General features: G+C 58.2%; 22 protein-coding genes. 4 read left to right on the forward strand and 18 right to left on the reverse strand.

Annotated elements, in window-relative coordinates:
- Positions 1-12: 12 nt before the first annotated feature.
- From N018_RS14395 to N018_RS14455, 13 genes are all read right to left on the reverse strand, one after another.
- Positions 13-1,218 (reverse strand): amino acid deaminase, encoded by a 1,206-nt coding sequence (locus tag N018_RS14395; RefSeq protein ID WP_024646997.1) that lies wholly within the window; start codon positions 1,216-1,218, stop codon positions 13-15.
- Between the two features lie 14 nt (positions 1,219-1,232).
- Positions 1,233-1,997 carry an IclR family transcriptional regulator gene (locus N018_RS14400; RefSeq protein ID WP_025390040.1) on the reverse strand — a complete coding sequence of 255 codons (765 nt, stop codon included), beginning with the start codon at positions 1,995-1,997 and terminating at the stop codon, positions 1,233-1,235.
- Between the two features lie 94 nt (positions 1,998-2,091).
- Positions 2,092-2,478, reverse strand: a complete 387-nt coding sequence (locus N018_RS14405; protein WP_024646995.1) for a RidA family protein — start codon at positions 2,476-2,478, stop codon at positions 2,092-2,094.
- Between the two features lie 40 nt (positions 2,479-2,518).
- Positions 2,519-3,310: an amino acid ABC transporter ATP-binding protein gene (locus tag N018_RS14410; RefSeq protein ID WP_025390041.1), complete on the reverse strand. Its 792-nt coding sequence runs from the start codon at positions 3,308-3,310 to the stop codon at positions 2,519-2,521.
- Positions 3,307-3,969, reverse strand: a complete 663-nt coding sequence (locus N018_RS14415; RefSeq protein WP_025390042.1) for an amino acid ABC transporter permease — start codon at positions 3,967-3,969, stop codon at positions 3,307-3,309. The genes N018_RS14410 and N018_RS14415 overlap by 4 nt, the downstream gene beginning before the upstream one ends.
- Before the next feature lie 9 nt (positions 3,970-3,978).
- Positions 3,979-4,641, reverse strand: a complete 663-nt coding sequence (locus tag N018_RS14420) for an amino acid ABC transporter permease (RefSeq protein WP_024646992.1) — start codon at positions 4,639-4,641, stop codon at positions 3,979-3,981.
- A 63-nt stretch (positions 4,642-4,704) separates the two neighbouring features.
- On the reverse strand, positions 4,705-5,556 hold the full coding sequence (locus N018_RS14425) for a transporter substrate-binding domain-containing protein (protein ID WP_024646991.1): 852 nt from the start codon (positions 5,554-5,556) through the stop codon (positions 4,705-4,707).
- Positions 5,557-6,047: 491 nt separating this feature from the next.
- Positions 6,048-6,407 (reverse strand): hypothetical protein, encoded by a 360-nt coding sequence (locus tag N018_RS28405; protein ID WP_024646990.1) that lies wholly within the window; start codon positions 6,405-6,407, stop codon positions 6,048-6,050.
- Between the two features lie 48 nt (positions 6,408-6,455).
- Positions 6,456-6,899: a hemerythrin domain-containing protein gene (locus N018_RS14435; RefSeq protein WP_024646989.1), complete on the reverse strand. Its 444-nt coding sequence runs from the start codon at positions 6,897-6,899 to the stop codon at positions 6,456-6,458.
- A gap of 115 nt (positions 6,900-7,014) precedes the next feature.
- Positions 7,015-7,440, reverse strand: coding sequence for a DUF3830 family protein (locus tag N018_RS14440; protein WP_025390043.1), 426 nt, complete (start codon positions 7,438-7,440; stop codon positions 7,015-7,017).
- A 69-nt stretch (positions 7,441-7,509) separates the two neighbouring features.
- Positions 7,510-8,136, reverse strand: a complete 627-nt coding sequence (locus tag N018_RS14445) for a glutathione S-transferase family protein (protein ID WP_025390044.1) — start codon at positions 8,134-8,136, stop codon at positions 7,510-7,512.
- Between the two features lie 27 nt (positions 8,137-8,163).
- Positions 8,164-8,715 carry a GNAT family N-acetyltransferase gene (locus N018_RS14450; RefSeq protein ID WP_025390045.1) on the reverse strand — a complete coding sequence of 184 codons (552 nt, stop codon included), beginning with the start codon at positions 8,713-8,715 and terminating at the stop codon, positions 8,164-8,166.
- A 99-nt stretch (positions 8,716-8,814) separates the two neighbouring features.
- The gene (locus N018_RS14455; protein ID WP_024646985.1) at positions 8,815-9,516 is read right to left on the reverse strand and encodes a DUF3053 domain-containing protein; all 702 of its coding nucleotides are present in this window, start codon (positions 9,514-9,516) and stop codon (positions 8,815-8,817) included.
- A gap of 818 nt (positions 9,517-10,334) precedes the next feature.
- On the opposite strand from N018_RS14455, the gene N018_RS14465 reads away from it, so the two are divergent.
- Together N018_RS14465 and N018_RS14470 are read left to right on the forward strand one after the other, a co-directional pair.
- Positions 10,335-11,177 carry an LPS biosynthesis protein gene (locus tag N018_RS14465; protein WP_024646984.1) on the forward strand — a complete coding sequence of 281 codons (843 nt, stop codon included), beginning with the start codon at positions 10,335-10,337 and terminating at the stop codon, positions 11,175-11,177.
- A gap of 311 nt (positions 11,178-11,488) precedes the next feature.
- The gene (locus tag N018_RS14470; protein ID WP_024646983.1) at positions 11,489-13,078 is read left to right on the forward strand and encodes an ABC-F family ATPase; all 1,590 of its coding nucleotides are present in this window, start codon (positions 11,489-11,491) and stop codon (positions 13,076-13,078) included.
- Between the two features lie 69 nt (positions 13,079-13,147).
- Here N018_RS14470 and N018_RS14475 read toward each other — a convergent pair whose 3' ends face one another.
- Positions 13,148-14,281, reverse strand: a complete 1,134-nt coding sequence (locus N018_RS14475) for a lactonase family protein (protein ID WP_025390046.1) — start codon at positions 14,279-14,281, stop codon at positions 13,148-13,150.
- A gap of 164 nt (positions 14,282-14,445) precedes the next feature.
- Between N018_RS14475 and N018_RS14480 the strand changes: the two genes are divergently transcribed.
- Positions 14,446-15,630, forward strand: coding sequence for an MFS transporter (locus tag N018_RS14480; RefSeq protein WP_025390047.1), 1,185 nt, complete (start codon positions 14,446-14,448; stop codon positions 15,628-15,630).
- 213 nt (positions 15,631-15,843) lie between these two features.
- Here the strand turns inward: N018_RS14480 and glgB are convergent, their stop codons facing one another.
- From glgB to N018_RS14495, 3 genes are read right to left on the reverse strand one after another with little or no spacing between them, the layout of a single operon-like run.
- A complete protein-coding gene (glgB, locus tag N018_RS14485) occupies positions 15,844-18,078 on the reverse strand; it encodes a 1,4-alpha-glucan branching protein GlgB (RefSeq protein WP_024646980.1) in 2,235 nt (744 codons plus the stop codon).
- A complete protein-coding gene (gene treS / locus N018_RS14490; RefSeq protein ID WP_025390048.1) occupies positions 18,075-21,401 on the reverse strand; it encodes a maltose alpha-D-glucosyltransferase in 3,327 nt (1,108 codons plus the stop codon). Before treS ends, glgB begins: the two co-directional genes overlap by 4 nt.
- 19 nt (positions 21,402-21,420) lie before the next feature.
- Positions 21,421-23,439 (reverse strand): alpha-1,4-glucan--maltose-1-phosphate maltosyltransferase, encoded by a 2,019-nt coding sequence (locus tag N018_RS14495; RefSeq protein ID WP_025390049.1) that lies wholly within the window; start codon positions 23,437-23,439, stop codon positions 21,421-21,423.
- Between the two features lie 461 nt (positions 23,440-23,900).
- On the opposite strand from N018_RS14495, the gene N018_RS26580 reads away from it, so the two are divergent.
- Complete coding sequence (locus N018_RS26580; protein WP_024646977.1) at positions 23,901-24,080, forward strand: hypothetical protein; 180 nt, start codon at positions 23,901-23,903, stop codon at positions 24,078-24,080.
- Positions 24,081-24,134: 54 nt separating this feature from the next.
- Here the strand turns inward: N018_RS26580 and N018_RS14500 are convergent, their stop codons facing one another.
- On the reverse strand, positions 24,135-24,881 hold the full coding sequence (locus tag N018_RS14500) for an SDR family oxidoreductase (RefSeq protein WP_025390050.1): 747 nt from the start codon (positions 24,879-24,881) through the stop codon (positions 24,135-24,137).
- Between the last annotated feature and the right edge of the window lie 80 nt (positions 24,882-24,961).

Consider the following 24,961-nt stretch of genomic DNA (forward strand, 5'->3'; position numbering starts at 1 on the left):
CGAATACTTGAACTAGAAAAACGTGCTGAAGGGCTCGATCACTCTCAGATCATCATCTACCAGACAACCTGAACGCCACTTGTCGAAGGTCAGACACGGGTGCGAGGTGCCGAAGGAAATGATGTCGCCGACCTGCAACTGACAGCCGGGTGCGACCGTCATGAAGGCGTGCTGGTCCATGACGGCCGTGACCTTGCAGGCGCTGACATCATCGCCCGAGGCTGGCACTGCGCCTGCCTTGTAGCGCAACAGCGGGTTAGGCAGGCCGGCGTCATAGGCTACATCGCGCTTGCCCATGGCGATCACTGCAAAACCCGGCTCAGGCAGGGACTGCACGTGCGCCCAGACCTCCAGCGCCGGACGCAGCGCTTCGCTCAACTCGGCACGTCGATCCAGCACGCAGCATTGCGCATCCTTGTAGATGCCGTGGTCGTGTACCACGTAACTGCCAGGCCGCAAGACGCTGAGAAAGCGCTCGCGGACTGCCTGAGCATCGAACGCTTCGGCAATCAGGTCATACCAGGCAGAGCCCGACGCCGTCACAATCGGCCGCTGCAGAGCGAATGCGCCCTTGTCCTGCAAATCGACCGCCAGGCGTACCAGCGAAGCGGCAAAGGCCTTGATGCCTTCGATGGCGTGCTCGCCATGAATAACCCCTTCGTAACCCTCGATACCGGTCAGTGCCAGCGCAGGCTGGGCCTGAACGGCGTCGGCCAGCGCCAGCACCTGCGCTTCGCTACGACAGCCACAGCGGCCACCGGGCACGCCATACTCGATCATCACGTTCAAGCGCAGACCACGGGCGGCAAAGAACTCGCCAAGTGCAGCGACGTTGTCCGGATGGTCGACCATGCAGTGAAACTCGAACATCGAATCAGCCAGCAGATCAGCGATCAGCGCCATGTTTGGCGCACCGACCAGCTGATTGGCCATCAATACGCGCTTTACGCCATGGGCATACGCGGCTTGAGTCTGCATGGCTGTCGCCAGGGTCATGCCCCAGGCACCCGCGTCCAGTTGGCGGCGAAACAGCGCGGGGACCATGCTGGTCTTGCCGTGCGGTGCCAATTCCGCACCGCTGTCGGTGACAAAACGCTGCATCCAGCGAATATTGTGCTCCAGCGCCTGATTGTGGATGACCAGCGCAGGCAGACTGACGTCGCGGGTCAGACTGTCACCCGGCTGTGCAGTGCCTTTTTGCATGACGGCGATGCTCATCGGTAATCTCCTGGTTATTCGTTGATTCGGCGAGCCAGGCCGTTGGCGCTGTCGATCAGCACCCGACGGTAGTCGCTGTAATGGGTTTTGGCATCGGCCCGTGGCGCGACGATGCACAGCGTTGCGATGCACTGGCCGTGCTCGTTCTTCACGGGGGCGGCGAAACAGTGGGTGAAGGTGTCGGCCACGCTGTCGAAGGAGAAGAACCCCTCCTCCCCGGCCTTGCGAATTTCCCGCAGGAACGTCTCCAGCGGCAGGCGCTCGCCGCCCGGCAGGATGAAATCGTCGACGTCGATCAGGTCGATGATTTGCTGATCGCTCAGGTGGCTGAGCAACAAGCGGCCGGAAGCCGTCCACGGGATCGGTGCGTTCTCGCCGATGTCCGAGGAAATCCGGAAATGCCGCTCGCCTTCTTTCATCAGCGCGACCGTGTATTTACGGCCATTGAGCAGGCACATCTGCGCGGTTTCCCGCGTCTGACTGACGATATCGCACAGGCAGGATTCCGCCTCGCGGGTGAAATCGAAGTGCCGCAGGTGCGCCTGGCCGAGAAAATACAGCTGTCGGCCCAGGTAGACATGCCCGTCCTTGCCGACCGTTTCCAGAATCCGCCGCTCCAGCAACGACGCCACCAGTTCGTAGACAGTCGACTTGGGGCTGCCAATACCGCTGGCAATTTCGTTGGGACGCATGGGCCTGGCCTTTTCCTTGAGAAAATCCAGAATATCGAACGCCCGGTCCAGCCCGCGCGCCCGGCGCTTGATTGTGTCTTCGGTCATGAGGGTATCCTTCGGATAGCGGCACGCTGCAAACCTCAAGCTAAAAGCCTAATTTGATCTGGCTTGCAGCTCGCAGCCTTGCAGCGTGTAGCGGCTACTTCCGTTTATAAGCTATGCAGTCGATTTCGACCTTGCAGTCCACCATCATGTTGGCCTGCACGCAAGCCCGCGCCGGGGCGTGTTCGGGGCTGAAGTATTCGCCGAACACCTTGTTGAAGCTCCAGAAGTCGCGTGGGTCTTCCAGCCATACGCCGACGCGAACCACGTCCTTGATGTCGTACCCGGCCTCTTCGAGGATTGCGATCAGGTTGCGCATGGTCTGGTGCGTTTGCTCGACGATACCGCCAACGATGATCTCGCCGTCCTGCGCGGGGACCTGGCCGGAAACGTGCAACCAGCCATCGGCCTCGACGGCTCGGGCGAATGGGCGCGGCTGTCCGCCACCTGCGGTGCTGCCTGCGCCATAACGGGTAATAGTCATGAGTTTCTCCTTGCATTGAAACGTTAAAAGGGTTGAAACGTTAAAAACGGATGTTCTTGAGGAATTCGCTCAGGCGTGCTGACTTCGGCTGCTCGAACAGGGCTTTCGGTGCGCCTTGCTCTTCGATGCGGCCCTGATTCATGAACACGATCTGATCCGACACCTCATAGGCAAAGCGCATCTCGTGGGTCACCAGCAACATGGTCATGCCCTCCTCGGCCAGGTCTTTGATCACGCTCAGCACTTCGCCCACCAGCTCCGGGTCCAGTGCCGAGGTCACTTCGTCGAACAGCATCAGGCTGGGGTTCATGGCAATGGCGCGGGCTATCGCCACGCGCTGCTGTTGACCACCGGACAACTGGCCGGGAAAGTGATTGCGCCGCTCCAGCAGCCCGACCCGGTCCAGCCACTTCTCGGCCAGGGCAATCGCCTGATCCTTGGGCATCTTCTTGACCTTGAGCAGGCCCAGGGTCACGTTCTGCAAGGCGCTGAGGTGTGGAAACAGATTGAATTGCTGAAACGCCATGCCGGTCATGGCCCGGTGTTGCGCGATCAGACGCTCCGGATGGCGGACGCGCTTGCCATCTACGTCGCTGTAGCCGATGTCCTGACCTTCAAGACGAATGTGGCCGCCTTGAAACTCCTCCAGCAGGTTGACGCAACGCAGCAAAGTTGTCTTGCCCGAGCCGCTGGAACCGATCAGGGTGACAACGTTGCCCTTCTGCATGCGCAGATCGACGCCTTTGAGCACTTCCACTTCGCCGTAGGATTTATGCAGGCCCTCAATGCTGAGCAGCGCCGGGCCGGGGGTTGCGGTGTGAGTCTGTGTCATGGCAAGGCCACCCGTTTTTCAATGTGTCGCCCAAGAAGCTCGATGGCGTAGTTGATGAGGAAGAACAGGAAACCGGCAAACAGGTAGAACTCCAGCGTCATGAAGGTGCGAGCGATCACCTGCTGGGTGCTCAGCAGCAACTCGGCCACGCCGATCACCGACAACAGGGTCGATGCCTTGACGATCTCGGTCGAGGAGTTGACCCAGGTTGGCAGGATCTGACGCATCGCCTGAGGCAGCAGCACATACCGCAGCGTCTGGTTGAAGCGCAGGCCAATCGCCTTGCTCGCCTCGATCTGACCTCGCGGAATGGCCTGCAAGGCACCGCGCACGATCTCCGCAACGTGAGAGCCGCAAAACAGCGTCAGGCCTATCGCGCCAGCCTGAAACGCACTGATCTGCCAGCCCAGCGCCGGCACCATATAGAACACCGCCAGCACCAGCACGAACACCGGCGTGCCGCGAATCAGGTCGACATACAGCCGAACCGGCAAGCGAGCGAAGAATCCGCCATAGGTCAGGGTCAGACCGGCGCACATGCCGATCAGGGTGCCGAACAGAATCGCCAGCGCCGAGCACTGGATGCTGGTCAGAAAGCCGGACCAGAGCACTTCACGTGCGGCCCACAACTCGTGCAACCAGCCAGGGGGTTGATACATGACGGCCTCCTAGCGGCGAATCGCCAGACGTTGTTCGAGGGCGCGCAAAAGCATGGCGATCACGTAGCAGGCAACCACATACAGCGCAGTGGTCACCAGCCAGGTTTCGATCACCCGATAGCTTTCGACGTTGATCTTGCGTGCGTAATAGGTCAGCTCGGGTACGGCAATCGCGGCCGCCAGCGAGGTGTCCTTGAACAGCGATATGAAGTTATTGGAAAGCGCTGGCAGTACGTTGCGCAACATGACCGGTACGGTGATGTAAGCCCTCACCTGCCATTCACCCAGGCCGATGGCCAGCCCCGCTTCGCGCTGTCCCTTGTGGATACTCAGCAATCCCGCACGGAACACTTCGGTCAGGTACGCACCCGCGTAAAGCGAGAGCGTGACGATGAACGACGCCAGCTTGTCCAGACGAATGCCCAACCCGGGCAAGGCAAAGTAGATCAGCAGGATCAACACCAGAATCGGCGTGTTGCGTACTACCGTCACGTAGATCGATGCCACCACTCGCAGCGCCCGATAACGTGACAACAGCGCGAAAGCGTTCATCAAGCCGATGACACAACCGATGGCAATCGAGAACAACGCCAGTTCCAGACCAAGGCCCAGACCGGCCAGCAGGTTGGGGAAATCCCGCCATACGGCATCAAAATTCAACTGATAGTTCATGTTCGCCCGTACCTGGCAGGGATGGCCAATCGGCCTGCCCTACCCTTGAAGGTCAAATTCGGCTTATTTGTATTCCATCGGGAAACCGATCGCTGGCACCGGCAGGTCAACGCCAAACCATTGTTTGAACGACGCTGCGTAGGCCGGAAACTCAACACCGGTCATGGCTTCGTGCAAGGCGGTGTTGACGAAGTTCAGCCAGTCCTGATCGCCACGCTTGACGGCGCAGGCGTAGGTTTGCGGGCTCCAGGCAAAGGCCGGTGAGCGGTAGCGGCCAGGGTTCTGCACCATCAGGTACTTGACCGAAGACTGGTCGGTGGCGGCCGTATCGGCGCGACCTGAATTGATGGCCTGATACATCAGGTCGACGCTGTCGTACTGATCGACCTTGGCCTTGGGCAGCGCCTGATGCACCAGTTCTTCGGCGTATACGTTTTGCAGCACGGCAACGGTCACGCCATCGCCTGCTGCTTTCAGGTCATCGATTTCCTTGTACTTGCTATTGGCTGGAAGCAGCAAGGCAACGCCTTCGCGGTAGTACGGCAGCGTGAAAGCCACCTGTTGCGCGCGGCTGGCGGTGACGGTGATGAACTGGCAACTGATGTCGACCTTGTCAGTCAGCAAGTTGGGAATCCTGGCGTCCGAGGACTGCACCACGAACTCGACCTTGCTCGGGTCATTGAACAGGCCCTTGGCAATGATTCTGCCGATGTCGATATCGAAGCCCTGCAATTTCCCATCCGCGCCCTGAAAGTGCCACGGCGCGTTGGTGCTGCCTGTGCCGACGATAAGGTTGCCACGTTTCAACACCGCATCCAGTTTGCTGCCTTCGGCCGCCTGCGCCGCATTGGCCAGCGTGAATGAGGCTGCAAGAACAAATGCACAAGCTTTCAGAAAAGAAGGTCCGCGATGCATGACATAAACTCCGCCGGGGTATTCGTAATCCGCTATAGCGGACACTAGTGTGTAACAACGGAATAGACAGCAGAAAGTGTGCCATAGGCGTCAAACAGAAGACGCCACATTAAAAAGCCGAGGCAAATCAACAGGCTGAAATTCAGAGGGTGATGCAGGAAAGTGAGGGGAGATACTGGAGGTAACGCTACCGATTGCCACATTAGGGTGGTAAGGCCCCACTCTTGTGCGTATGCGCTGTTATCGGGCGCGGGGTATCAACGTCCATGAGCCCGGAGCGCGAGCGCAAAATGCCTGACTCTCGCGCCACTCTGCGTTGGTGTGCATCCATGACGCTCTGCGTGACAAATCCAAGCCGCGCAGCGCCTCAAGAGCGGACGCAGAGCGTTGGAACGAGAGGTGTCAGGGCGAAAGCCTCTCGATCTCTTGCCATGCGCTAACGGAGGGACAAAAGTCCTGGTAACGGGGCCCACAGAGCGTGGGGACAAGAATCAAAGGCAGGTAGCAACAGCCGCCGATCGCAAGGCGGCTTGGGTATCGCCTTGCGGAGCATAGAACTCAACGGTGGTGGCCGGGCCTTTGCTGCGCACGTCGGCGAAGTACTTCGACTCGGTGGTGAACACCGTGAAGCCGCCACCGGACAAGTCATGCAGGAACACGTCCGAAGAGGTGCCGAACATGGCCTCGTTCTGCCAGGTCACCTGGATGCACTGGGCAACGGCAGCGTCCTGTTTGGCGCTGGACAGCACCTTTGAAGGCCCTGCCGAGCGCGCCGAGACGGAAGGCGCTGCGCACCCGGCCAATGTAGCTGCCGCAAGTACCGCTGCACCCGTCAAAAACAGAAACTTCATGTCATGCCCACGCTGGTAAAAAGCCGATTCTAGCATTGCAGCGCAGTATCAGCTCTCCGCCAATTGCTCTTCGTATTCCTTCACGTACTCGCCCGCCAGGCTCTCTTTCTGCTTTTCGTCGAGCAGCTTGCCCGCCATCTGGAAGAACTTCTGTTCCTCTTCCTTCAAGTGGTGATGGACTTTTTCCGAGAGTTTTTTTGCAGTCGCCAGCCAGGCTGGACTGGACATTTCGGTCTCGTCGAGCTCTTCCATCATCTCGTCCATTTCATGATGCTCGGAAATGGCATGCCGGCTCAGGTCCACGCCATTGTCGTGGGCCATCAGCGGGATATAGAAGAAACGCTCTTCAGCGGTCTCGTGAGCTTGCAGTTCGTCCTTGAGCTGCTTGTAGGCCTCTGCCCGTTCGGCACTGTCGCCACTGGTCTGGATCAGCGCATCGGCGTAACCACGTTGACGGTCATGACTCTCGCGCAATGCTTCGAAAATATTCAAGGTCTTGTCTCCAGGTCGGCTTCCGGGAGCTGGAAGCATTGTGGACTAGACCCTTGACGAAGATCAGCAGTTCAAGAAAATGCTGGCAAATAACCAGTGCACTAAAATGAAGTACTCAGGCAAGCTCGAAAATCACATCCTGAGCACCTTCCCACAGCGTTTTCACGCCCAGCTTGCGCAGGTTCTCCTTGCCTTCGGTGATGGTCAGGAAATGATTGCCCGCCAACTGCCCCATCTTGCTGGCGAAGCAGCATGAGCCATAAGCCAGGATAATCTCGGTCTCGCTGTAACCGCCCGGATAGAAAAGAATATCGCCCACCGAAGGATGGCTGGTCGCGTTCTCGAAACCGATCAACGTGTCATCAAGCTTCAGTTGATAATCATCCAGCGGCACCCAGCAACCCTCGCCGCTCCAGCGCACATGGATAAACTTCTGCCGATAAGGCAGCAGCTTCAGAAACGCCTCGACCGTCTGCGGCGCATCCGGATTGGCTTCGGCCAGAAATTCATATCCGCCGGCAGTAATCTTAATAGTGGTCAACGCGAGTGCTCCTTGAAAGCCTGAAGACTTGAAACGGCGAGCAAGAATAAACGCGACCGTCATGCGTCGTCACGGAGTTCCGTTGCGGCCATACAACAGATAACCGGGCCGGTTGCTCAGACGTTGGTAATAAGCATTTACCGCAGGCAACTGTGGATGGTCCATCGGTGTTTCGAACCAGCGATTGACTGACAGCCCGATCGGGATATCTGCCAGAGCAAAAGACTCGCCGCTGACATAAGCGCCTGTTGTTTCGAGCTGTCGATTCAATATCTGCATATGCCTGGCCCAATTGGCGCACGAAGCCTCAGTGGCGGCAGGATCGTTGAAATCAGCAGCGCGGCGCGTCAGTGACATGAACGCGTAGGACCAGGATCGATTCAGGTCCGCACTTTGCCAGTCTATCCACTGATCAACGCGCGCCCTCGCCTTCGGATCATGCGGATAAAGACGCCCTTCAGTGTCATGACAGGCAGCCAGATAGCGAATGATGCTGTTGGACTCCCACAGCACAAAATCATCGTCAACGATGACCGGGACCATTGCATTCGGATTGAGCGTCAGAAACTCAGCGGTAGCGGTCGGTTTGAAGCCACTGCCCCACTCTTCTTGATCGAAGGGTATCTTCAGCTCCTCACACGCCCATAGCACTTTCCGTACATTTATCGAAGAAGACTTGCCCAATATGCGCAGCATTTCAGCGTCCTTTGCAAAAATAAGGTCTTATTCAGCAGTGCGATTCACCACCTTGGCAAACAGGCTGTTGCCATGGGTTTCGCCCTGAAACTCATAGTCAGGAAAACCTCTCACCTCATAGCCTTGACGCGGATAAAAGCTCAAAGCGCGCTCATTGCCAGACCAGACGGTCGCCCACAGCAGTGATGCCTGCTTGCGGGCGGCGCAGTGTTCTGCAGCTTTGAGTAATAGACTCCCCGCACCACGTCCGGTGAAGCGTTCCTGTACGTAAAGGCGTTGCAGTTCGGCGGCGTTTGAATCGCGCAGGATCGGGTGATCCGTGCGCAGCTCGACCTGTGCGAAGCCGATCAGATGATCGTGCACTTCGGCAACTATAATAGTGAGGTTTGCCGGTTCGGCGAGTAACCGGACAAAAGCCCGAGGTGCAAAAGCCTCAAGGGCTTCGCGGGCGATGGACTCACGAATGCCTTGCGTTGCGTAAGTGTCGAGAAACACCTGCATGCCAAGTACGCTCAGGCACAGCGCGTCGTCGGGCGTTGCATCGCGTAGCGTGATTGCCAGTGAAGGAGGTGTGATCATCAATCCGTTGAACCCGAGTGTCAGGTAAGCGAGACGCAAATCATACCTGACACTCGCTGCGGCCCGACAACAGCGTCGGGCCGGAACGTCAGCGCTGCCTTAGCGCCCGGTCATGAGCGACTGCAGTCGACCCTGTGCCTGTTGGGCATTCTTGCCCTGATCATTGAGTTCTTGCAGCAGCTTATTGAGTTCAGCCTGCACGACAGGGTCCTTTACGGTAATCGCGGAACCGGAAATATCAATCTGCGACTTGTGTGCATCTATGTAATCGGCGACTTTCAGACCTGTCGAAAATGTACCTTTGATCTGCGGCAACACTTCACGAAATGTATTCGCAGGCACGCTGACAGTCCTGTCGTAGGCCTTGTCATAAACCACTTTCAAATCGTCCGGCTGTTTCAGCTTCGCGTGCGCAGCATCTGCCTTGCCTTGTTCTACGGTCAGTTCTTCACCCACCTTATCAAGACCGGTCTGCACGGCTGCGAGATCACCACGACGCTGCACGACATCACTCACCGAGTGAAACGAACCCTTCTGCATCAGGCTGCTCAACGGCTGCACAGCGGTGTCCATGCCCGCGCCAAAGTCAGAGATCACAGCGTAATGCGAGGTGTAGTCACCAAAGGTCTTCTTCTCGTCGTCCGTCAACTTGGGAACGTGCAGGCCTGGTTTATCGATGATGCGGGTTTGCAGGAACTGAGTAAACGCTGCACGTTGCTCAGGTTCCTTGTCGCCACAGCCAGCCAGTAACAACGGTAAGGCGACAGCCAGCAGCAAACCTGGACGAAAAAGGGACTTCATGTCATGGACCTCCGAGAGAATAAGAATGCGTGTGCAGAGCAGTAGCGCCGCTGAACACAAGCCTGCTTATAGGCTCGTGACGGGGCCATCTAGTTCCGCAATGGCCGTATAACGACTGAAACAACGCGTTTGCTGGCCAGCCGATTGATTGTTTTCCAGCCGATCGTCTGGCTTCAGCACGCTTGATGAACCTGGGTGAGCGCCCACGCACGTCCGGCCAAGGTAAAAGTTCCTGAACAATTCTTCATGTGATGAAACGTTTCAGCGACTAACCTCCATCGGACCGACAAAGTGAACAACAGGAGTCAATCACTATGTTTGCACACGAGGCCATGGGCCTGATCATTATCACCGTCGTCTTTCTGCTTGGAGCGATAGCGCTGTTCATTCACCCGTTCCACGCGCTGGGAAGCTGGTTCAGGAAAAAAAGACAGGAACGGAAATCCGAATAGCTTGCGTCTCGACAAATGATTCAAACCCGCCACAGAAGGCTGGCCCGGCGATAGCCGGGCTTGCAGGACAGACCTTCACATCCCGGTCGATAAAACGAAGTTCAATCGACACTCATTTTCGCCAGAATAGAAGCCCAAACTTCATGCCGGCTGCGATAGCAAGTTGACACTACCCTCCTTCTGCTTATCGTTCCTTACATCACCAACACATCGGCGGAAGAGCAGACGCCTGAAAAAACATCACCCTCTAATGTTTCCTGTATGATACGATTTTGAAACAATCTGATATTGAAATAATGGCCATTAGTAAATATAGTGTGCGGCAAACTTGGTAACTAATTTGCCGCCAGTGCTTACAGGGTAGCCATGGTTAGTCCATCCATAAAAGTCCCCGGCTATATACGCAAGTCCAACGACGACTGCGCCCGACACCCGACGCGCGTGCTGGATTTCGGCAAATGCAAGGGCATCAGGAAGGGACCGGTTTTCCTCATCGGCTCAGGCCGTTCTGCAAAGGATTTTCCGGTCAATGAGTTCTCGGACGTCCCCATGATTACAATGAACGGGGCCTTTTCGATTTTTGCCGGCACGAACATCCAGCCTTTCTTCTACGTTTGTTCGGACCGGGATTTCCCTAATCAACAGCCCGAGCTCTTCGCTGCTGCCCTGCGCGGCAGCGAGAATGTAGGCCTGTGGGAGGACCAGTTCCGTTCAAGCATGCCGAAACCGGCCGGACGTAGCTACGCACTGAAGAAATCCCCTAGATCATCTGCTATCGCCACCCTTTGTTCACGTGAAGAAGCGCTGGTCAGAAAGTTGTCGTTGTGGAGCAGTCGCAGCAGGGATATCGGTTTCAGCAAGGATCTGCAACTGGGTTTTTTCGATGCTCGCACGGTCATGTATCTGGCACTGCAACTGGCGTATCACCTGGGTTTCGATAACGTCTTTCTTGTAGGTTTTGATATGAACCAGTCTGCAGGAAGATTTTATGAATCCTCATCCGGCAAGCACTCTCCTTGCGGTCTGGACCAGCACTATGAGTCCCGAATTCTTCCCTCACTCGAACTCATGTCCAGGCATGTTGTAGGCGATGACTTTCAAGTATTCAACTTGTCCCAAACTTCGCGAGTGCCACACGAAATCATCCCCAAGTTGAGCATTGATGAAACCCGACAGATGTTGCGCAAGACAGGCAGCAACGTTGTCTGAGCGGGCAATGCCCGGCCATCAGACTGGCCGCCCTGTCAATGCTGCACCGCACACAACCCTTCAAACTCAGCCTCCGGCATCACCCGCCATGTCACTGCCGCCCGACCTATGCGACAATGCGCGCCAATGTCTGGCGTGAACCCCCACATTCATCTCCCGGCAACGCAGTCACGGCAGACTGCCGTTGCTGTCGACGCATGCCCGCTGGATAAGCCAAAGCTCAGCCGGAACGGGCTGGAAAACGACAGATGTGGCCCAGAATCGGTCCCAGCCCAAATAAGCGCACCATAAGCTATTGATAGGTAAAGTAATTGATCTCCACAGCTAACATCACGATGCAGTTCGGCGCCAAACCCTTGTTCGAGAACGTCTCGGTCAAGTTTGCTGCCGGTAACCGTTACGGCCTGATCGGCGCGAACGGCTGCGGAAAGTCCACGTTCATGAAAATCCTCGGCGGCGATCTCGAACCTTCGGGTGGCCAGGTGATGCTGGAGCCGAACGTGCGTCTGGGCAAGCTGCGCCAGGATCAGTTCGCCTACGAAGAATTCACCGTGCTCGACACAGTGATCATGGGCCACGAGGAGCTGTGGAAGGTCAAGGCCGAGCGCGACCGTATCTATTCGCTGCCGGAAATGAGCGAAGACGACGGTATGGCAGTCGCCGAGCTGGAAACCGAGTTCGCCGAAATGGACGGTTACACCGCCGAGTCGCGTGCCGGTGAATTGCTGCTCGGCCTGGGTATCGGCATCGAGCAGCACAGCGGTCCGATGAGCGAAGTGTCGCCGGGCTGGAAACTGCGTGTTCTGCTGGCGCAGGCACTGTTTTCCGATCCTGAAGTGCTGTTGCTCGACGAACCGACCAACCACCTGGACATAAACACTATTCGCTGGCTGGAAAACATTCTGACCCAGCGTAACAGCCTGATGATCATCATCTCCCACGACCGTCACTTCCTGAACAGCGTGTGCACCCACATGGCTGACCTGGACTACGGCGAGTTGCGCCTGTTCCCGGGCAACTACGACGAGTACATGACCGTGGCCACGCAGTCCCGCGAGCAACTGCTGTCGGACAACGCCAAGAAGAAGGCGCAGATTTCCGAACTGCAATCGTTCGTCAGCCGCTTCTCGGCCAACGCGTCGAAAGCCAAGCAGGCCACGTCCCGAGCCAAGGCGATCGACAAGATCCAGTTGGCCGAGGTCAAACCTTCGAGCCGCGTGAGCCCGTTCATTCGTTTCGAGCAAACCAAGAAGCTGCATCGCCAGGCGGTCATCGTCGAGCGCATGGCCAAAGGCTTCGATGGCAAGACCCTGTTCAAGGATTTCAGCTTCCAGGTTGAAGCAGGCGAACGCGTTGCGATCATCGGCCCGAACGGTATCGGCAAGACCACCCTGCTGCGCACCCTGGTCAACGAACTGACCCCGGATGCAGGCACCGTGAAGTGGACCGACGCTGCGGAGCTGGGCTACTACGCCCAGGACCACGCTCACGACTTCGAAGACGACTGCAATCTGTTTGACTGGATGGGCCAGTGGACGCAGGGCGGCGAGCAAGTCGTGCGAGGCACACTGGGCCGCATGCTGTTCTCCAACGACGAAATCCTCAAGTCGGTCAAAGTGATTTCCGGTGGTGAACAGGGTCGTATGCTGTTCGGCAAACTGATTCTGCAGAAGCCGAACGTGTTGATCATGGACGAACCGACCAACCACCTGGACATGGAATCCATTGAAGCGCTGAACCTGGCGCTGGAAAACTATCCGGGAACGTTGATCTTCGTCAGCCATGACCGGGAATTCGTATCCTCGCTGGCTACCCGCATCATCGAGCTCAGCCCGAGCGGCGTCATCGACTTCAGCGGCACGTACGACGACTACCTGCGCAGCCAGGGCGTTACGTTTTAAGCCTTACTGACTTTCCGGCGACACTAAAAAGCCCTGTCTCGTGACAGGGCTTTTTGTTTACCGACTGTTTTACGAGCCTGGCTGACTCAGCATTTCGATCCAGAGTGCGCCCTTCCCCGATGGCGCCTCGCTGACCCGCTGCAAGGCACCGTTCGCCCCGATGGCGTAGCTGCCGACCTTGTCGCTTTTCTCTCCGCTGACCAACAACCAGCGCCCATTGGGCGACACGGCGATATTGCGCGGCTGTTTTTCCTGAACCGGATAGTTTTCAACGAACGTGACCTTGCCACTGGCCGGTTCGACCTTGAATACCGAGACACTGCTGCTGGTTCGCTCGCTGACAAACAGCCATTTGCCATCCGGTGCAATGCGTATGTCGGCGGCCCAGATGCGCGGCGTCGGGTCATCCTTGAGGTCGTTGTTACGCGCATCACGTGCTTGTCCGGGGGCCAGTTTCAAGCGCTCTGGAATGCCATCGGCATGGCTCACCTGCTTCAGCGCGCCAGTCTTGTCGTTGATCGCGAAGGCGGTCACTGTGCCGCTCATTTCACCCACCACGTACAGAAACTTTCCATCCGCCGAGAACGCCAGATGGCGCGGCCCGGTTTTGTCCGGAAGCGTCACGTAACCTTCGCCGATGGGCAACAGCTTGCCGTCTCTGGGCGCCAGGCGGAATTGCAGGACGCGGTCAACACCGAGGTTCCCGGCGTATACAAATCGGTTGCTGGGGTCTGTGCGCACCGAATGCGCGTGCATGCCGGTCTTGTACGTGGCAATGCTGTCGCTGGGGCGGTGCTGCGCGTCAATCGGCTGAACGCTGAGCAGATCGGCACCGTAGGACGCACCGAACAGAAAGCGCCCACTGCGGTCCGTCGACAAGTAGGCCAGACTTTCCGCGAGCGGCGCCTGACCGAGCGGCTTGAGATGCCCGGTTCCCGGCTCTATCGTGAAACTCAGCACTTGATAGGGCTTGGCGCGTAACGCGGCGAACAGGGCCTTGCCGTCCGGGGAAATAGCCATAGGGTTGACCTGGTCACCTGCCTGGGTCTGTTCGACCAGGCTTAGCGCCCCGCTCTTCTCGTCGAGACGGTACTGTGAGATGAGCCCGTCTGCGGGGCTGGAGATGTAAGCAAAGGTAGAGGCCTGAACAGGCGCACCGAACGAACAGCCGACCGCAGCGGCCAGCAAGAGGAATTTTCTCATGAAAGACCTTTTTGTTATTGTGTTGTAGTCAGTCATCCTATGACCATCCCTGCAGATCGGCAACTGCCGTCTGATCATCCTGATAAAACCGTTAGCCTGCTTTCATTTATTCACGGCGCACGCCATCATGGGGGCACTCCCACCGCCTGCCAGCGAAGAGTCCAATGTCTGTCGCGCAACCCGGTTCCACGACGATTACTCTGCAAATTGTCTCCATTGTTTTCTATACCTTCATCGCCTTCCTGTGCATCGGCTTACCTATTGCCGTATTGCCGGGTTACGTGCATGACCAGTTGGGTTTCAGCCCGCTGATTGCCGGGATGGCCATCGCCTCGCAATACCTTGCGACCCTGCTCAGCCGCCCCTTTGCAGGCCGGGCAACGGACACGCTGGGCAGCAAACGCTCTATTGTGTTCGGCCTGTGGGGCATCTGCATCAGCGGCGCACTGACTTTGCTGGCGACGCTGTTAGAGGATTTTCCAGCGACCAGCCTGTCGATCCTGATCGTAGCCCGACTGTTTCTCGGTGTATCCCAAGGGCTCATCGGCGTTGGCACCATCAATTGGTGCATCGGCAAGGTCGGTGCGGAACACACCGCGCGCTCGATCTCCTGGAACGGCATTGCCTCCTACGGCGCGATTGCCATTGGCGCACCAATGGGCGTGCTGATCATTGATGCAGTGGGTTTCAACAGCCTGGGCATCGCCTTGATGGTCATGGCCGGAGCAGCGCTGGTCCTGATCCGCAACAAACCTCCGGTGCCGGTCATCGTCGGCGAACGCCTGCCGTACTGGTCGGTGTTCGGCCGGATCGCGCCCTATGGCATGGGCCTGACCTTATCCTCCATCGGTTACGGCACGCTGACCACGTTCATTACCCTCTTCTACCTGAGCCGCGGCTGGGAAGGCGCGGCGTATTGCCTGAGCATGTTTGGCGTGTGTTTCATCCTCGCGCGCCTGATGTTCATCGGCGCCATCAACCGCTTTGGCGGCTACAGCACCGCTATCGCATGCATGGCTGTCGAAACCTGCGGGTTGTTGATGCTCTGGCTGTCGCCGAATATCGGCTTTGCACTGGCAGGTGCCGGGCTGACCGGTGTGGGCCTGTCGCTGGTCTACCCGGCGCTGGGTGTGGAAGCCATCAAACGCGTACCGCCGCCCAGTCGTGGCGCCGGACTGAGTGCCTACGCAGTGTTCTTCGATCTGGCGTTGGCCATTGCAGGCCCTGTGATGGGTGCCATCGCCCTCGGTCAGGGCTATGACTGGATCTTCTTTTACGCATCCCTGCTGTCGATCTGTGCGCTGGGGCTTGCGCTCTGGCTGTCCCGTCACACCCGTCCGCAATCCTGAAATCCTCAATTGCCTTGCCTTGATCACTTGATCAGGACCGAGCATCAATCAACGACGGCCAGTTTTGGCGCTGGGACAGTGGCGAAGATTTCCGGAGATACGAACCTGTACCGGGAGATCGATTACAACTGCGACTTGCCCATTAACGATCAGACCGGAAAAAGCGCCAGCCTGGGAGGCAGGCTGGCGCGGTCACGCGATAGCAGTTGCGACTTACGCCTCATCCGCCTTCTTTGGCTTGAGAATCAACACAGCCAACGGCGGCAGGTTGAGGCTCAGCGACGCTGGCATACCATGCGCCTCATCGCCCTGGGCAATCACTTCTCCGCCATTGCCGAAGTTCGAGCCGGCATAGGTTTCAGCGTCGCTGTTGAGCAACTCGACCCAGGCGCCCTCAAATGGCACGCCAATTTGATAATTCAAACGTGGGACCGGGGTCATGTTGGCCACCACCAGCAGCGGCTCGCCGTCCTTGCTCCAGCGCAGGTAAGCGAACACGCTGTTAGCGTTGTCGTCGCCGACCAGCCACTGGAAACCGCGAGGTTCGGTATCCAGTTCATGCAACGCCTTTTCTTCGCGATAGATACGGTTGAGGTCACTGACCAGCTTCTTGACACCGACATGCTCAGCGTATTGCAGCAAGTACCAGTCCAGTTGCTGATCGTGGTTCCACTCCCGCCACTGACCAAACTCGCAGCCCATGAACAACAGCTTCTTGCCCGGATGGGTCCACATGAACGACAGGTAAGCGCGCAAGTTGGCAAACTTCTGCCAGCGATCGCCCGGCATCTTGTCAATTAGCGAATGCTTGCCGTGAACCACTTCATCGTGGGAGATCGGCAGCACGAAGCGTTCGGAATACGCATACACCAGGCTGAAAGTCAGCATGCCATGGTGATGCCCGCGGTTGATAGGGTCCTCCTCCATGTAATGCAACGAATCATTCATCCAGCCCATGTTCCACTTGTAATTGAAGCCCAGACCACCCTTCTCGGTCGACTCGCTGACGCCTGGCCAAGCCGTGGACTCCTCGGCAATCACCATGGTGCCCGGTGCCTCCAGCGCAACCACATCGTTGAGATGGCGCAGGAAGTCGATGGCCTCCAGGTTCTCGCGGCCGCCAAAACGGTTCGGCACCCACTCGCCTGCCTTGCGCGAATAGTCTCGATAAAGCATCGAAGCTACCGCATCCACCCGCAGGCCGTCGATGTGGTAGTGCTTCAGCCAGTGCAGCGCCGAGGCCAGCATGAACCCGTGAACCTCGGTACGGCCGAGGTTGTAGATCAGCGTGTCCCAGTCCTGATGGAAGCCTTCCTTGGGGTCGGCATACTCATACAGCGCCGTGCCGTCGAACTGCGCCAGACCGTGGGTATCGGTCGGAAAATGCGCAGGCACCCAGTCGAGGATGACGCCGATGTCTGCCTGGTGGCAGGCGTCGACGAAGGCTGCGAAATCCTCAGGCGACCCGTAACGGGCAGTCGGTGCGAACTGGGCCAGCAACTGATAACCCCATGAACCGCCGAACGGGTGTTCCATGATCGGCATCAGCTCGATGTGCGTGAAGCCCATTTCCTTGACGTAGGGAATCAGCCGATCCGCCAGCTCACGCCAGTTGAACTGCCGCCACTGACCTTCGTCGTTCTGCTCCATCTGCCACGAGCCGGCGTGCAGCTCGTAGATCGACAGCGGTGCGGAGGCCTCGTGACGCCCGGCACGCGATTGCAGCCAGTTCTCGTCGTGCCATTCGAACTGCAACGGCGCAGAGATTTTCGAAGCGGTATCTGGCGGCAAGGTGGTCGCCAACGCCATCGGATCGCTTTTCAGCGGCAGAATGCCATGCGGGCCGAGGATCTCGTACTTGTAGACCTCACCGGGTTGCAGACGCGGAACGAAGATTTCCCACACGCCGGTAGGATGCCTCAGGCGCATCGGATGGCGGCGGCCATCCCAGTTGTTGAAACTGCCGACCACGGACACACGCCGTGCATTAGGCGCCCAGACCGCGAAGCGCACGCCATCAACACCGTCGACGCTGGTCACCTGCGCGCCAAGGCAGCTGCTCAGGTCGCGGTGGTTGCCTTCAGCGAACAGGTACAGGTCCATTTCGCCCAGCAACGCACCGAAGCTGTACGGGTCCTCAGTGATTTGCTCGCCACCGGCCCAGTTGATCTTGAATAGGTACGGTTGCGGCTGGTCAAGATGACCGACGAAAAAGCCTGGCACCTCGCTCATTTCCATCTCGCCCAGCTCACGGCCATCGTCTCTGGCCAGCAGGCGGACACTCAGTGCACCAGGCAGGTAGGCGCGGACAAACTGCCCGCTGCCACCGTCGCCGTGCGGACCGAGGATCGAAAACGGGTCACGGTGTTCAGCTCGGATCAGCGCGTCCAGATCCACAGCAGCGGGTATCGCTTGGCGGCCCGTGCCGGCTTTGTCAGGCGCATTCATATTGGCTCTCCATCAGACGGTTGCAGCAATCCACGCAAGCCCTGCAAAGGTACCGCCAGCCAGGCTGGCCGGTTCTCGGCTTCGTAGATCACTTCATAAGCAGCTTTTTCAAGGGTGAACAGTTCCAGCGCAGCGTCCTCCCCTTTTGCATCTTTCCAGGCATGGGCCATTTCAGCCGTTGCCGAACGATAGCCTTCGATGAAGGCTGCACGCGCCTGCGACAGGTACGTCTCGGCGACTCGCTTGCGAGCCGCGGCGGCCTCTGGCGACGTATCAACGCTCTGCGCACTGCGCACGGCCATGGCGGCGGCGTAGTCGAACGAACGCAGAACACCGCTGACGTCCTTTAACGGGCTGTGCTTGGCACGACGCTCTTCAAGCGCACGGGCCGGTTCACCCTCGAAATCGATCAGATAGGCATCGCCCTTGACCACCAGCACCTGCCCCAGGTGCAGGTCACCGTGCACACGAATGCGCAGGCCGCCCGCAGAATGCTTGGCGAGGCTGTCGACCCGCTGGCGGATCTGCTTGCGATGCGCCAGCAAATCACTGACCAGTTGCTGATCATCTTTATCGAGATCGCCCTTGCGCTGCTCCAGCAACTGCAGCGCACGCTCAAGCTGAGCGTTGACGCTGGTTGCAGACGCCTTGCCGTCCGCCACGCTGGTGACCTCAACGGCAAAGTCAGGGTTATCGGTCGGTGCCGCGAGAATCTGGTGCATTTCACCAAGGCGCTGGCCCAGGCTGCGCGAGAAGTCCGCCAGTTCAAGCAGCGCGTTGTAATGCTGCTCCAGCCCGGAAACACCGTGCGCCAACTCGTCGCGAACTGCACGTTCGAGGTTGTTTTGCGTCCATTCCCAGGCATCGCCCTGATTGCTCAGATAGCCTTGGGCGATCATCAGCAGATTCGGCTTGCCGTCATTGCCGACCCGCACCAGCGAGCCCAGCAACGGCGAAATGTTCTTGAAGCCGGCCTGGGTCAGAAACGCGCCCATTTCCAGCTCCGGGTGCGTCCCGGCGCTGACCTTGCGGATCAGCTTGAGCACCAGGCTGCTGCCCACCACAACCGAACTGTTGGACTGTTCGGCGGAGAGATAACGTACTTCCGACTCATCGTTCAGGCCCAGCGGCGCAAGTTGCGAACTCTGTTCGAAACGCAGCTCGCCATCGACGCACGAGATCACGGTCTGCGACTGCATGCCCTTGATAACGGCGCGGATGAAGGTTTCAAGGGTGAACGCATCGGTAATCAGGCCGACATCGCGACTGCGGCGCACTCTGGCGAGCGCCAGCTGTTGCGGCAATGCACTGCTGATGTCGTCTTCGGCCAGCAAACCAAAAGGTAACTGATAACGCTCGGTCTGCCCGCCTGCGGTGACTTCGATTTCACTGAGCAAGACGGGATTGGTCGCGTCGCCAAAGCGTACGGCGTAGGCGATGTGGACCTGCTCGATAGGCTTGTCCTTGCCGCCGAACCAGCGTCGTTTCGGCAAGTAATTCGCCAGCGAGGTGTTTTCCATGGTGCCGCGCAGCGGTTCATCGAGCAGTTCTTCAAGATGCTTCTTGAGCACCAGGGTCGGGAAGTCCGGCATGCTTTGCGCGGGTTCAACGTGCCAACTGGGCATTTGATTCTCCGAAGCCAGTAGAAACCAATAAAAACCATACGGCGGGAGCGTCAGCAGATAGCTCAACTGGCCGATAGGCGGAAATGCACTGCCGCCGAGCATTTCGACAGGGACGGTGCCCGCGTACGCCGACAACTCAAGTTCGGCAGCCTGAGCCGCGCTGGAAACGTTGGCCACGCACAGCACAATCTCGTTGTGGCCGTCAGGCGCAGTGTATTCACGGGTGTAGGCAAGAATGCGCCGGTTCGACGGCGAGAGCATTTTCAGCGTGCCGCGGCCGAATGCCTTTTGCTGTTTACGCACCGCCAGCATGCGCCGGTTCCAGTTCAGCAGCGAATGCGGGTCGCGCTCCTGACTCTCGACGTTGACCGATTGAAAACCGTACAGCGGGTCCATGATCGGCGGCAGCACCAGGCTGGCCGGGTCGGCGCGCGAGAATCCGCCGTTACGGTCGATGGACCATTGCATCGGGGTTCGTACACCGTCCCGGTCGCCCAGATAGATGTTGTCGCCCATGCCGATTTCATCGCCGTAATAAAGGGTCGGCGTGCCCGGCATCGACAGCAGCATGCTGTTGAGCAGTTCGACGCGACGACGATCACGGGCCACCAGCGGCGCCAGACGACGGCGAATCCCCAGGTTGATCCGCGCTCGGCGGTCGGCTGCGTAGTAATTCCACAGGTAATCGCGCTCACGGTCCGTGACCATTTCCAGGGTCAGTTCATCGTGGTTGCGCAGGAAAATCGCCCATTGGCAGTTTTCCGGAATTTCCGGGGTCTGCCGCAAAATGTCGGTAATCGGAAAGCGGTCTTCCTGCGCCAGCGCCATGTACATGCGTGGCATCAGCGGGAAGTGAAAGGCCATGTGACATTCGTCACCGTCTGGCCCCTTGCTGTCACCGAAATACAGCTGCGTGTCCTCGGGCCATTGGTTGGCCTCGGCCAGCAGCATGCGGTCCGGGTAATTCGCGTCGATCTCGGCACGAATACGCTTGAGCACCTGATGGGTTTCCGGCAGGTTCTCGTTATTGGTGCCGTCCCGCTCGATCAGGTACGGGATGGCATCCAGACGCAGCCCGTCGATGCCCAAATCCAGCCAGAAACGCATGACTTCAAGGACCGCTTCCAGCACGTGCGGGTTGTCAAAGTTCAGGTCCGGCTGGTGAGAATAGAAGCGATGCCAGAAATACTGGCCCGCAACCGGGTCCCAGGTCCAGTTCGAGGTTTCGGTGTCGAGAAAGATGATGCGTGTGCCGTCGTACTTCTGATCGGTGTCCGACCAGACGTAAAAATCCCGTGCCTTCGAACCCGGCTTGGCATTGCGCGCCTTCTGAAACCAGGGATGCTGGTCAGAGGTGTGGTTGATGACCAGCTCGCTGATCACCCGCAGGCCGCGCTTGTGAGCCTGAGCGATAAAGCGCTTTGCATCGGCCATGGTGCCGTAATCCGTATGCACATCACGGTATTCCGAGATGTCATAGCCATCGTCCCGACGGGGCGAGGGATAAAACGGTAACAGCCAGATGGTGTTGACGCCCAGCGCGGCAATGTAGTCGAGCTTCTCGATCAGCCCTGCAAAGTCGCCGATGCCGTCGTTGTTGGCATCGAAGAACGACTTCACGTGAACCTGATAGATCACCGCATCCTTGTACCAGAGCGGGTCTTTGATAAATGTCGCTTCACCGGGTTTCTTAGCCATTGCTGACTCCTTGGGAGTGTTATTGCGCGGCCTGGATACGCCAGATTCCAAACGGTTGCGACGGGTCGAGACGCGTATGCTGGTACTTGCCGTACCAAGTCCAGCGGTGCCCGGTCATCAGGTCTTCGCCCGAAGTCGCGGCGTCGTCCGGCAGGCCCATCTCCCAAAGCGGCAATTCAAAATCCGCTTCCTGTGCGTTATGCGGATCGAGATTGATGGCAACCAGGATGAAGTTGCTGCCATCTGCGCTGCGTTTGCCGAAGTACAGAATGTTGTCGTTCCACGCGGTGTACAGCTTCAGCCCCAGGTGCGTTTGCAAAGCCGGGTTCTGTCTGCGAATACGATTGAGCTGGGCAATCTCGGCAATGATATTGCCGGGCGCCGTGAAATCGCGCACACGGATTTCGTACTTCTCAGAGTCCAGATACTCTTCCTTGCCGGGAATCGGTGCCGCTTCGCACAGTTCGAAACCGGAGTACATGCCCCACAGCCCCGAGCCCATGGTCGCCAGCGCCGCACGGATCAGAAAGCCCGGCCGCCCCGACTCATGCAGGAAACGCGGATTGATGTCCGGCGTGTTGACGAAGAAGTTCGGGCGATAGCAATCGCGCCATGGCACTTGGTTGAGTTCGGTGAAATATTCCGCCAGCTCGGCCTTGGTATTGCGCCATGTGAAATAGGTGTAACTCTGGGTGTAACCAACCTTGCCCAGACGCGCCATCATCGCTGGCTTGGTGAACGCTTCAGCGAGGAACATCACTTCCGGGTGCTGACTGCGCACTTCGCCGATCATCCACTGCCAGAACGGCAGCGGTTTGGTGTGGGGGTTATCGACGCGGAAAATTTTCACGCCTTCCTTGACCCAGCCCAGCACGATGTCACGCAATTCCAGCCACAGGCCCGGAATGGCATCCGGCGCGTAGAAATCGACGTTGACGATGTCCTGATACTTTTTCGGCGGGTTTTCCGCGTAGCGGATGGTGCCGTCCGGACGCCACGAGAACCAGCCTGGATGCTGCTTGAGCCACGGGTGGTCCTGCGAACATTGAATGGCGAAGTCGAGCGCGATTTCCAGACCATGATCCGCAGCGGCTTTCACCAGATTGCGGAAGTCTTCAAGACTGCCCAATTGCGGGTGAATGGCGTCATGGCCGCCGTCTTCGCTGCCGATTGCGTATGGGCTGCCTGGATCATCCTGGCCAGCCGTCAGCGAGTTGTTCGGACCTTTGCGGTGCGCGCGACCAATAGGATGAATCGGCGGGAAATACAACACGTCGAAACCCATGTCGCGAATCACCGGCAAGCGCGAGTGGACGTCGTTGAAGGTGCCATGGCGTGCCTTGTCATCGGTGATCGAGCGGGGAAACAACTCGTACCAGCTGGCAAACTGCGCCAGTTCACGCTCGACATCCAGCGGGTATTCCAGGCTGCGGCTGAGGAATGCATGATTGTCGGCCTGCTTCATCAGGCCAGCGGTATCGCTGTGCAGCAGCAGCGCGACCTGTTCGGTGCCATCGGAGCGGCCAAACCGTTCCAGCAGGCCTTCGATCTGCTGACGCAGCTGATCATGACTGCGTTCGGCAGCCTTGCTCAGATGAATACGGCCTTCTTCAAGCTCCAGATCGATGGGCACGCCTGCACCGAACTTCTTTTCCAGTTCATAGCAGTAGCTGCCAAATTGATCGATCCAGGCTTCAAGCTGGAACACATGACGACTGACAGAAGTCGGGGTGAACTCACCGACCCAACTGTCGTTGCCCAACTCGTGCAACGGAGCGCTCTGCCAGACCTCTTCATCGGCAGCGCGCCAGCGCACATTGACGGCCATCTTGTCGTGGCCGTCCGCGTAGACCTTACTGGTGACTGTAACCGGTTGCCCGATGATCGCCTTGGCCGCAAACATCCCGCCGTCTATCACAGGCAACGTGTCTTCGATCACGATGCGTGGCAGTTGTAGCGCCTGGGTCAGTGACAAGGGTTGGGTCGGGTGCGGTACATCGGTGGCCAGGGAATCCGGACCGTATGGCTGTTCATTCATCGAGCATCACTCCTCACGCCCCAGGGACGCTCCTGTGCATTCCATGCAATGGAAAAATTGACGGTATGGCAGCGCACGACCACAGAGTCCCAAGGGCTCGTCTGTTTCGCTGCCTAGATTCCGAGCAGACATCAGGGTGAAAGTTCAAAGGTTTTATGGCAGCTTGCGAAGCGCGTCAGAGCATAGCCCAGCCGGAAATGTTTGAGTTGGTCACGCCAGACTGGCCCCCTGGATGAACCTGACGCGATACATAATCTGATTTTGATTCTGGCCGAAGGCCGTGGGAGCGTACCGGGCGACGCTTTGCATATTCGTGAAGGCGGTAGATGAAATAACGATGCTGAAACGGAGCTGTTGTTGGTAGCGGTGAATTGTTTACAAGGATGCCTGAATCAACAAATCAATTGAATCATCCCAAAAACAGACAGGTCGAACGCAGTACCAACAAGGAGGCTGCAACCATGACCCTGCCCATTCCGCCTGTAGCACCTGATCCGAATATCGACAATCCGGTACTGCCCGGCACGCCACCCAGACCCGATAACGAGCCACCGCCGCCGATGCCACCGGTTATAGATCCGCCCGAGGAAAACCCTCCAGTGGGTGACCCGCCGGCCGAAGAGCCTCCCGTGGTTGTCTGACCGCGCGCTGACCTGACGCTGAAGCTATCCATGCCATGTCGTAGCTGGATACCCTCAGCGTCCCCCCGCCACATCAATAAATGTTCCGGTCGCATAAGACGCCTGATCCGACAGCAACCAGATGATGGCTTCGGCTACCTCCTCCGGAGTACCGCCACGGCCCATGGGCAGTGCGCCTTCGAGTTTACTGACGCGGAGCGGATCGCCACTCAGGGCGTGAAAGTCGGTGAAAATGAAGCCTGGCCTTACGGCATTGACGCGAATGCCCTCCCCGGCCACTTCCCTGGAAAGCCCGATGGTGAAGGTATCAAGTGCGCCCTTGGACGCCGCGTAGTCGACGTACTCACCCGCCGAACCGAGGCGTGCCGCCAGCGAAGACACGTTGACGATGCTGCCGCCATGCCCACCATGTCGCGGCAACATGCGCAGCAGCGCGTGCTTGCTGCACAGCATGGGCCCTACCACGTTGTTCATCATCATCTTGAGCATGCGAAATTCCGACATGTCCTCGACTCTGGAGGCCTGTGCCAGCGTCCCTGCGTTGTTGACCAGATGCGTGACACGCCCCAGCTCCGCGTCGACTCTGGCGAACAGACGGATGATTTCATCCTCGTTGCTGACATCGGCCTGCATCGTGATCGCATGCGCACCCTGCGCCCTGACCTGTGCGGCAGTTTTTTCCGCCGAGGCACGGTCGGACATGTAATTGATGCAGATCCGGTAACCGTGTGTTGCAGCCAGACGCGCCGTCGCCGCGCCTATCCCGCGCGAACCGCCGGTGATGATGAGGACTTTTTCCATGTTCAGTCTCGTAAATGTTTCCTGAAGTCAGCAATTAGTCTGGCCTGAGACCCGCAGCGCGGCCAAAGGTGACTGATCGT

Source organism: Pseudomonas syringae CC1557, assembly GCF_000452705.1.
GTDB classification, from domain to species: Bacteria; Pseudomonadota; Gammaproteobacteria; order Pseudomonadales; family Pseudomonadaceae; genus Aquipseudomonas; species Aquipseudomonas syringae_F.

Bases quoted from the DNA above. Each gene is read 5' to 3' on its own strand.
- treS (WP_025390048.1), bottom strand. From the start codon at position 21,401: ATGGCTAAGAAACCCGGTGAAGCGACATTTATCAAAGACCCGCTCTGG.
- N018_RS14395 (WP_024646997.1), bottom strand. From the start codon at position 1,218: ATGAGCATCGCCGTCATGCAAAAAGGCACTGCACAGCCGGGTGACAGT.
- N018_RS14455 (WP_024646985.1), bottom strand. From the start codon at position 9,516: ATGAAGTCCCTTTTTCGTCCAGGTTTGCTGCTGGCTGTCGCCTTACCG.
- N018_RS14410 (WP_025390041.1), bottom strand. From the start codon at position 3,310: ATGACACAGACTCACACCGCAACCCCCGGCCCGGCGCTGCTCAGCATT.
- N018_RS14475 (WP_025390046.1), bottom strand. From the start codon at position 14,281: ATGAGAAAATTCCTCTTGCTGGCCGCTGCGGTCGGCTGTTCGTTCGGT.
- N018_RS28405 (WP_024646990.1), bottom strand. From the start codon at position 6,407: ATGAAGTTTCTGTTTTTGACGGGTGCAGCGGTACTTGCGGCAGCTACA.
- N018_RS14450 (WP_025390045.1), bottom strand. From the start codon at position 8,715: ATGATCACACCTCCTTCACTGGCAATCACGCTACGCGATGCAACGCCC.
- glgB (WP_024646980.1), bottom strand. From the start codon at position 18,078: ATGAATGCGCCTGACAAAGCCGGCACGGGCCGCCAAGCGATACCCGCT.
- N018_RS14420 (WP_024646992.1), bottom strand. From the start codon at position 4,641: ATGAACTATCAGTTGAATTTTGATGCCGTATGGCGGGATTTCCCCAAC.
- N018_RS14465 (WP_024646984.1), top strand. From the start codon at position 10,335: ATGGTTAGTCCATCCATAAAAGTCCCCGGCTATATACGCAAGTCCAAC.
- N018_RS26580 (WP_024646977.1), top strand. From the start codon at position 23,901: ATGACCCTGCCCATTCCGCCTGTAGCACCTGATCCGAATATCGACAAT.
- N018_RS14405 (WP_024646995.1), bottom strand. From the start codon at position 2,478: ATGACTATTACCCGTTATGGCGCAGGCAGCACCGCAGGTGGCGGACAG.
- N018_RS14425 (WP_024646991.1), bottom strand. From the start codon at position 5,556: ATGCATCGCGGACCTTCTTTTCTGAAAGCTTGTGCATTTGTTCTTGCA.
- N018_RS14500 (WP_025390050.1), bottom strand. From the start codon at position 24,881: ATGGAAAAAGTCCTCATCATCACCGGCGGTTCGCGCGGGATAGGCGCG.
- N018_RS14495 (WP_025390049.1), bottom strand. From the start codon at position 23,439: ATGAATGAACAGCCATACGGTCCGGATTCCCTGGCCACCGATGTACCG.
- N018_RS14415 (WP_025390042.1), bottom strand. From the start codon at position 3,969: ATGTATCAACCCCCTGGCTGGTTGCACGAGTTGTGGGCCGCACGTGAA.
- N018_RS14400 (WP_025390040.1), bottom strand. From the start codon at position 1,997: ATGACCGAAGACACAATCAAGCGCCGGGCGCGCGGGCTGGACCGGGCG.
- N018_RS14445 (WP_025390044.1), bottom strand. From the start codon at position 8,136: ATGCTGCGCATATTGGGCAAGTCTTCTTCGATAAATGTACGGAAAGTG.
- N018_RS14480 (WP_025390047.1), top strand. From the start codon at position 14,446: ATGTCTGTCGCGCAACCCGGTTCCACGACGATTACTCTGCAAATTGTC.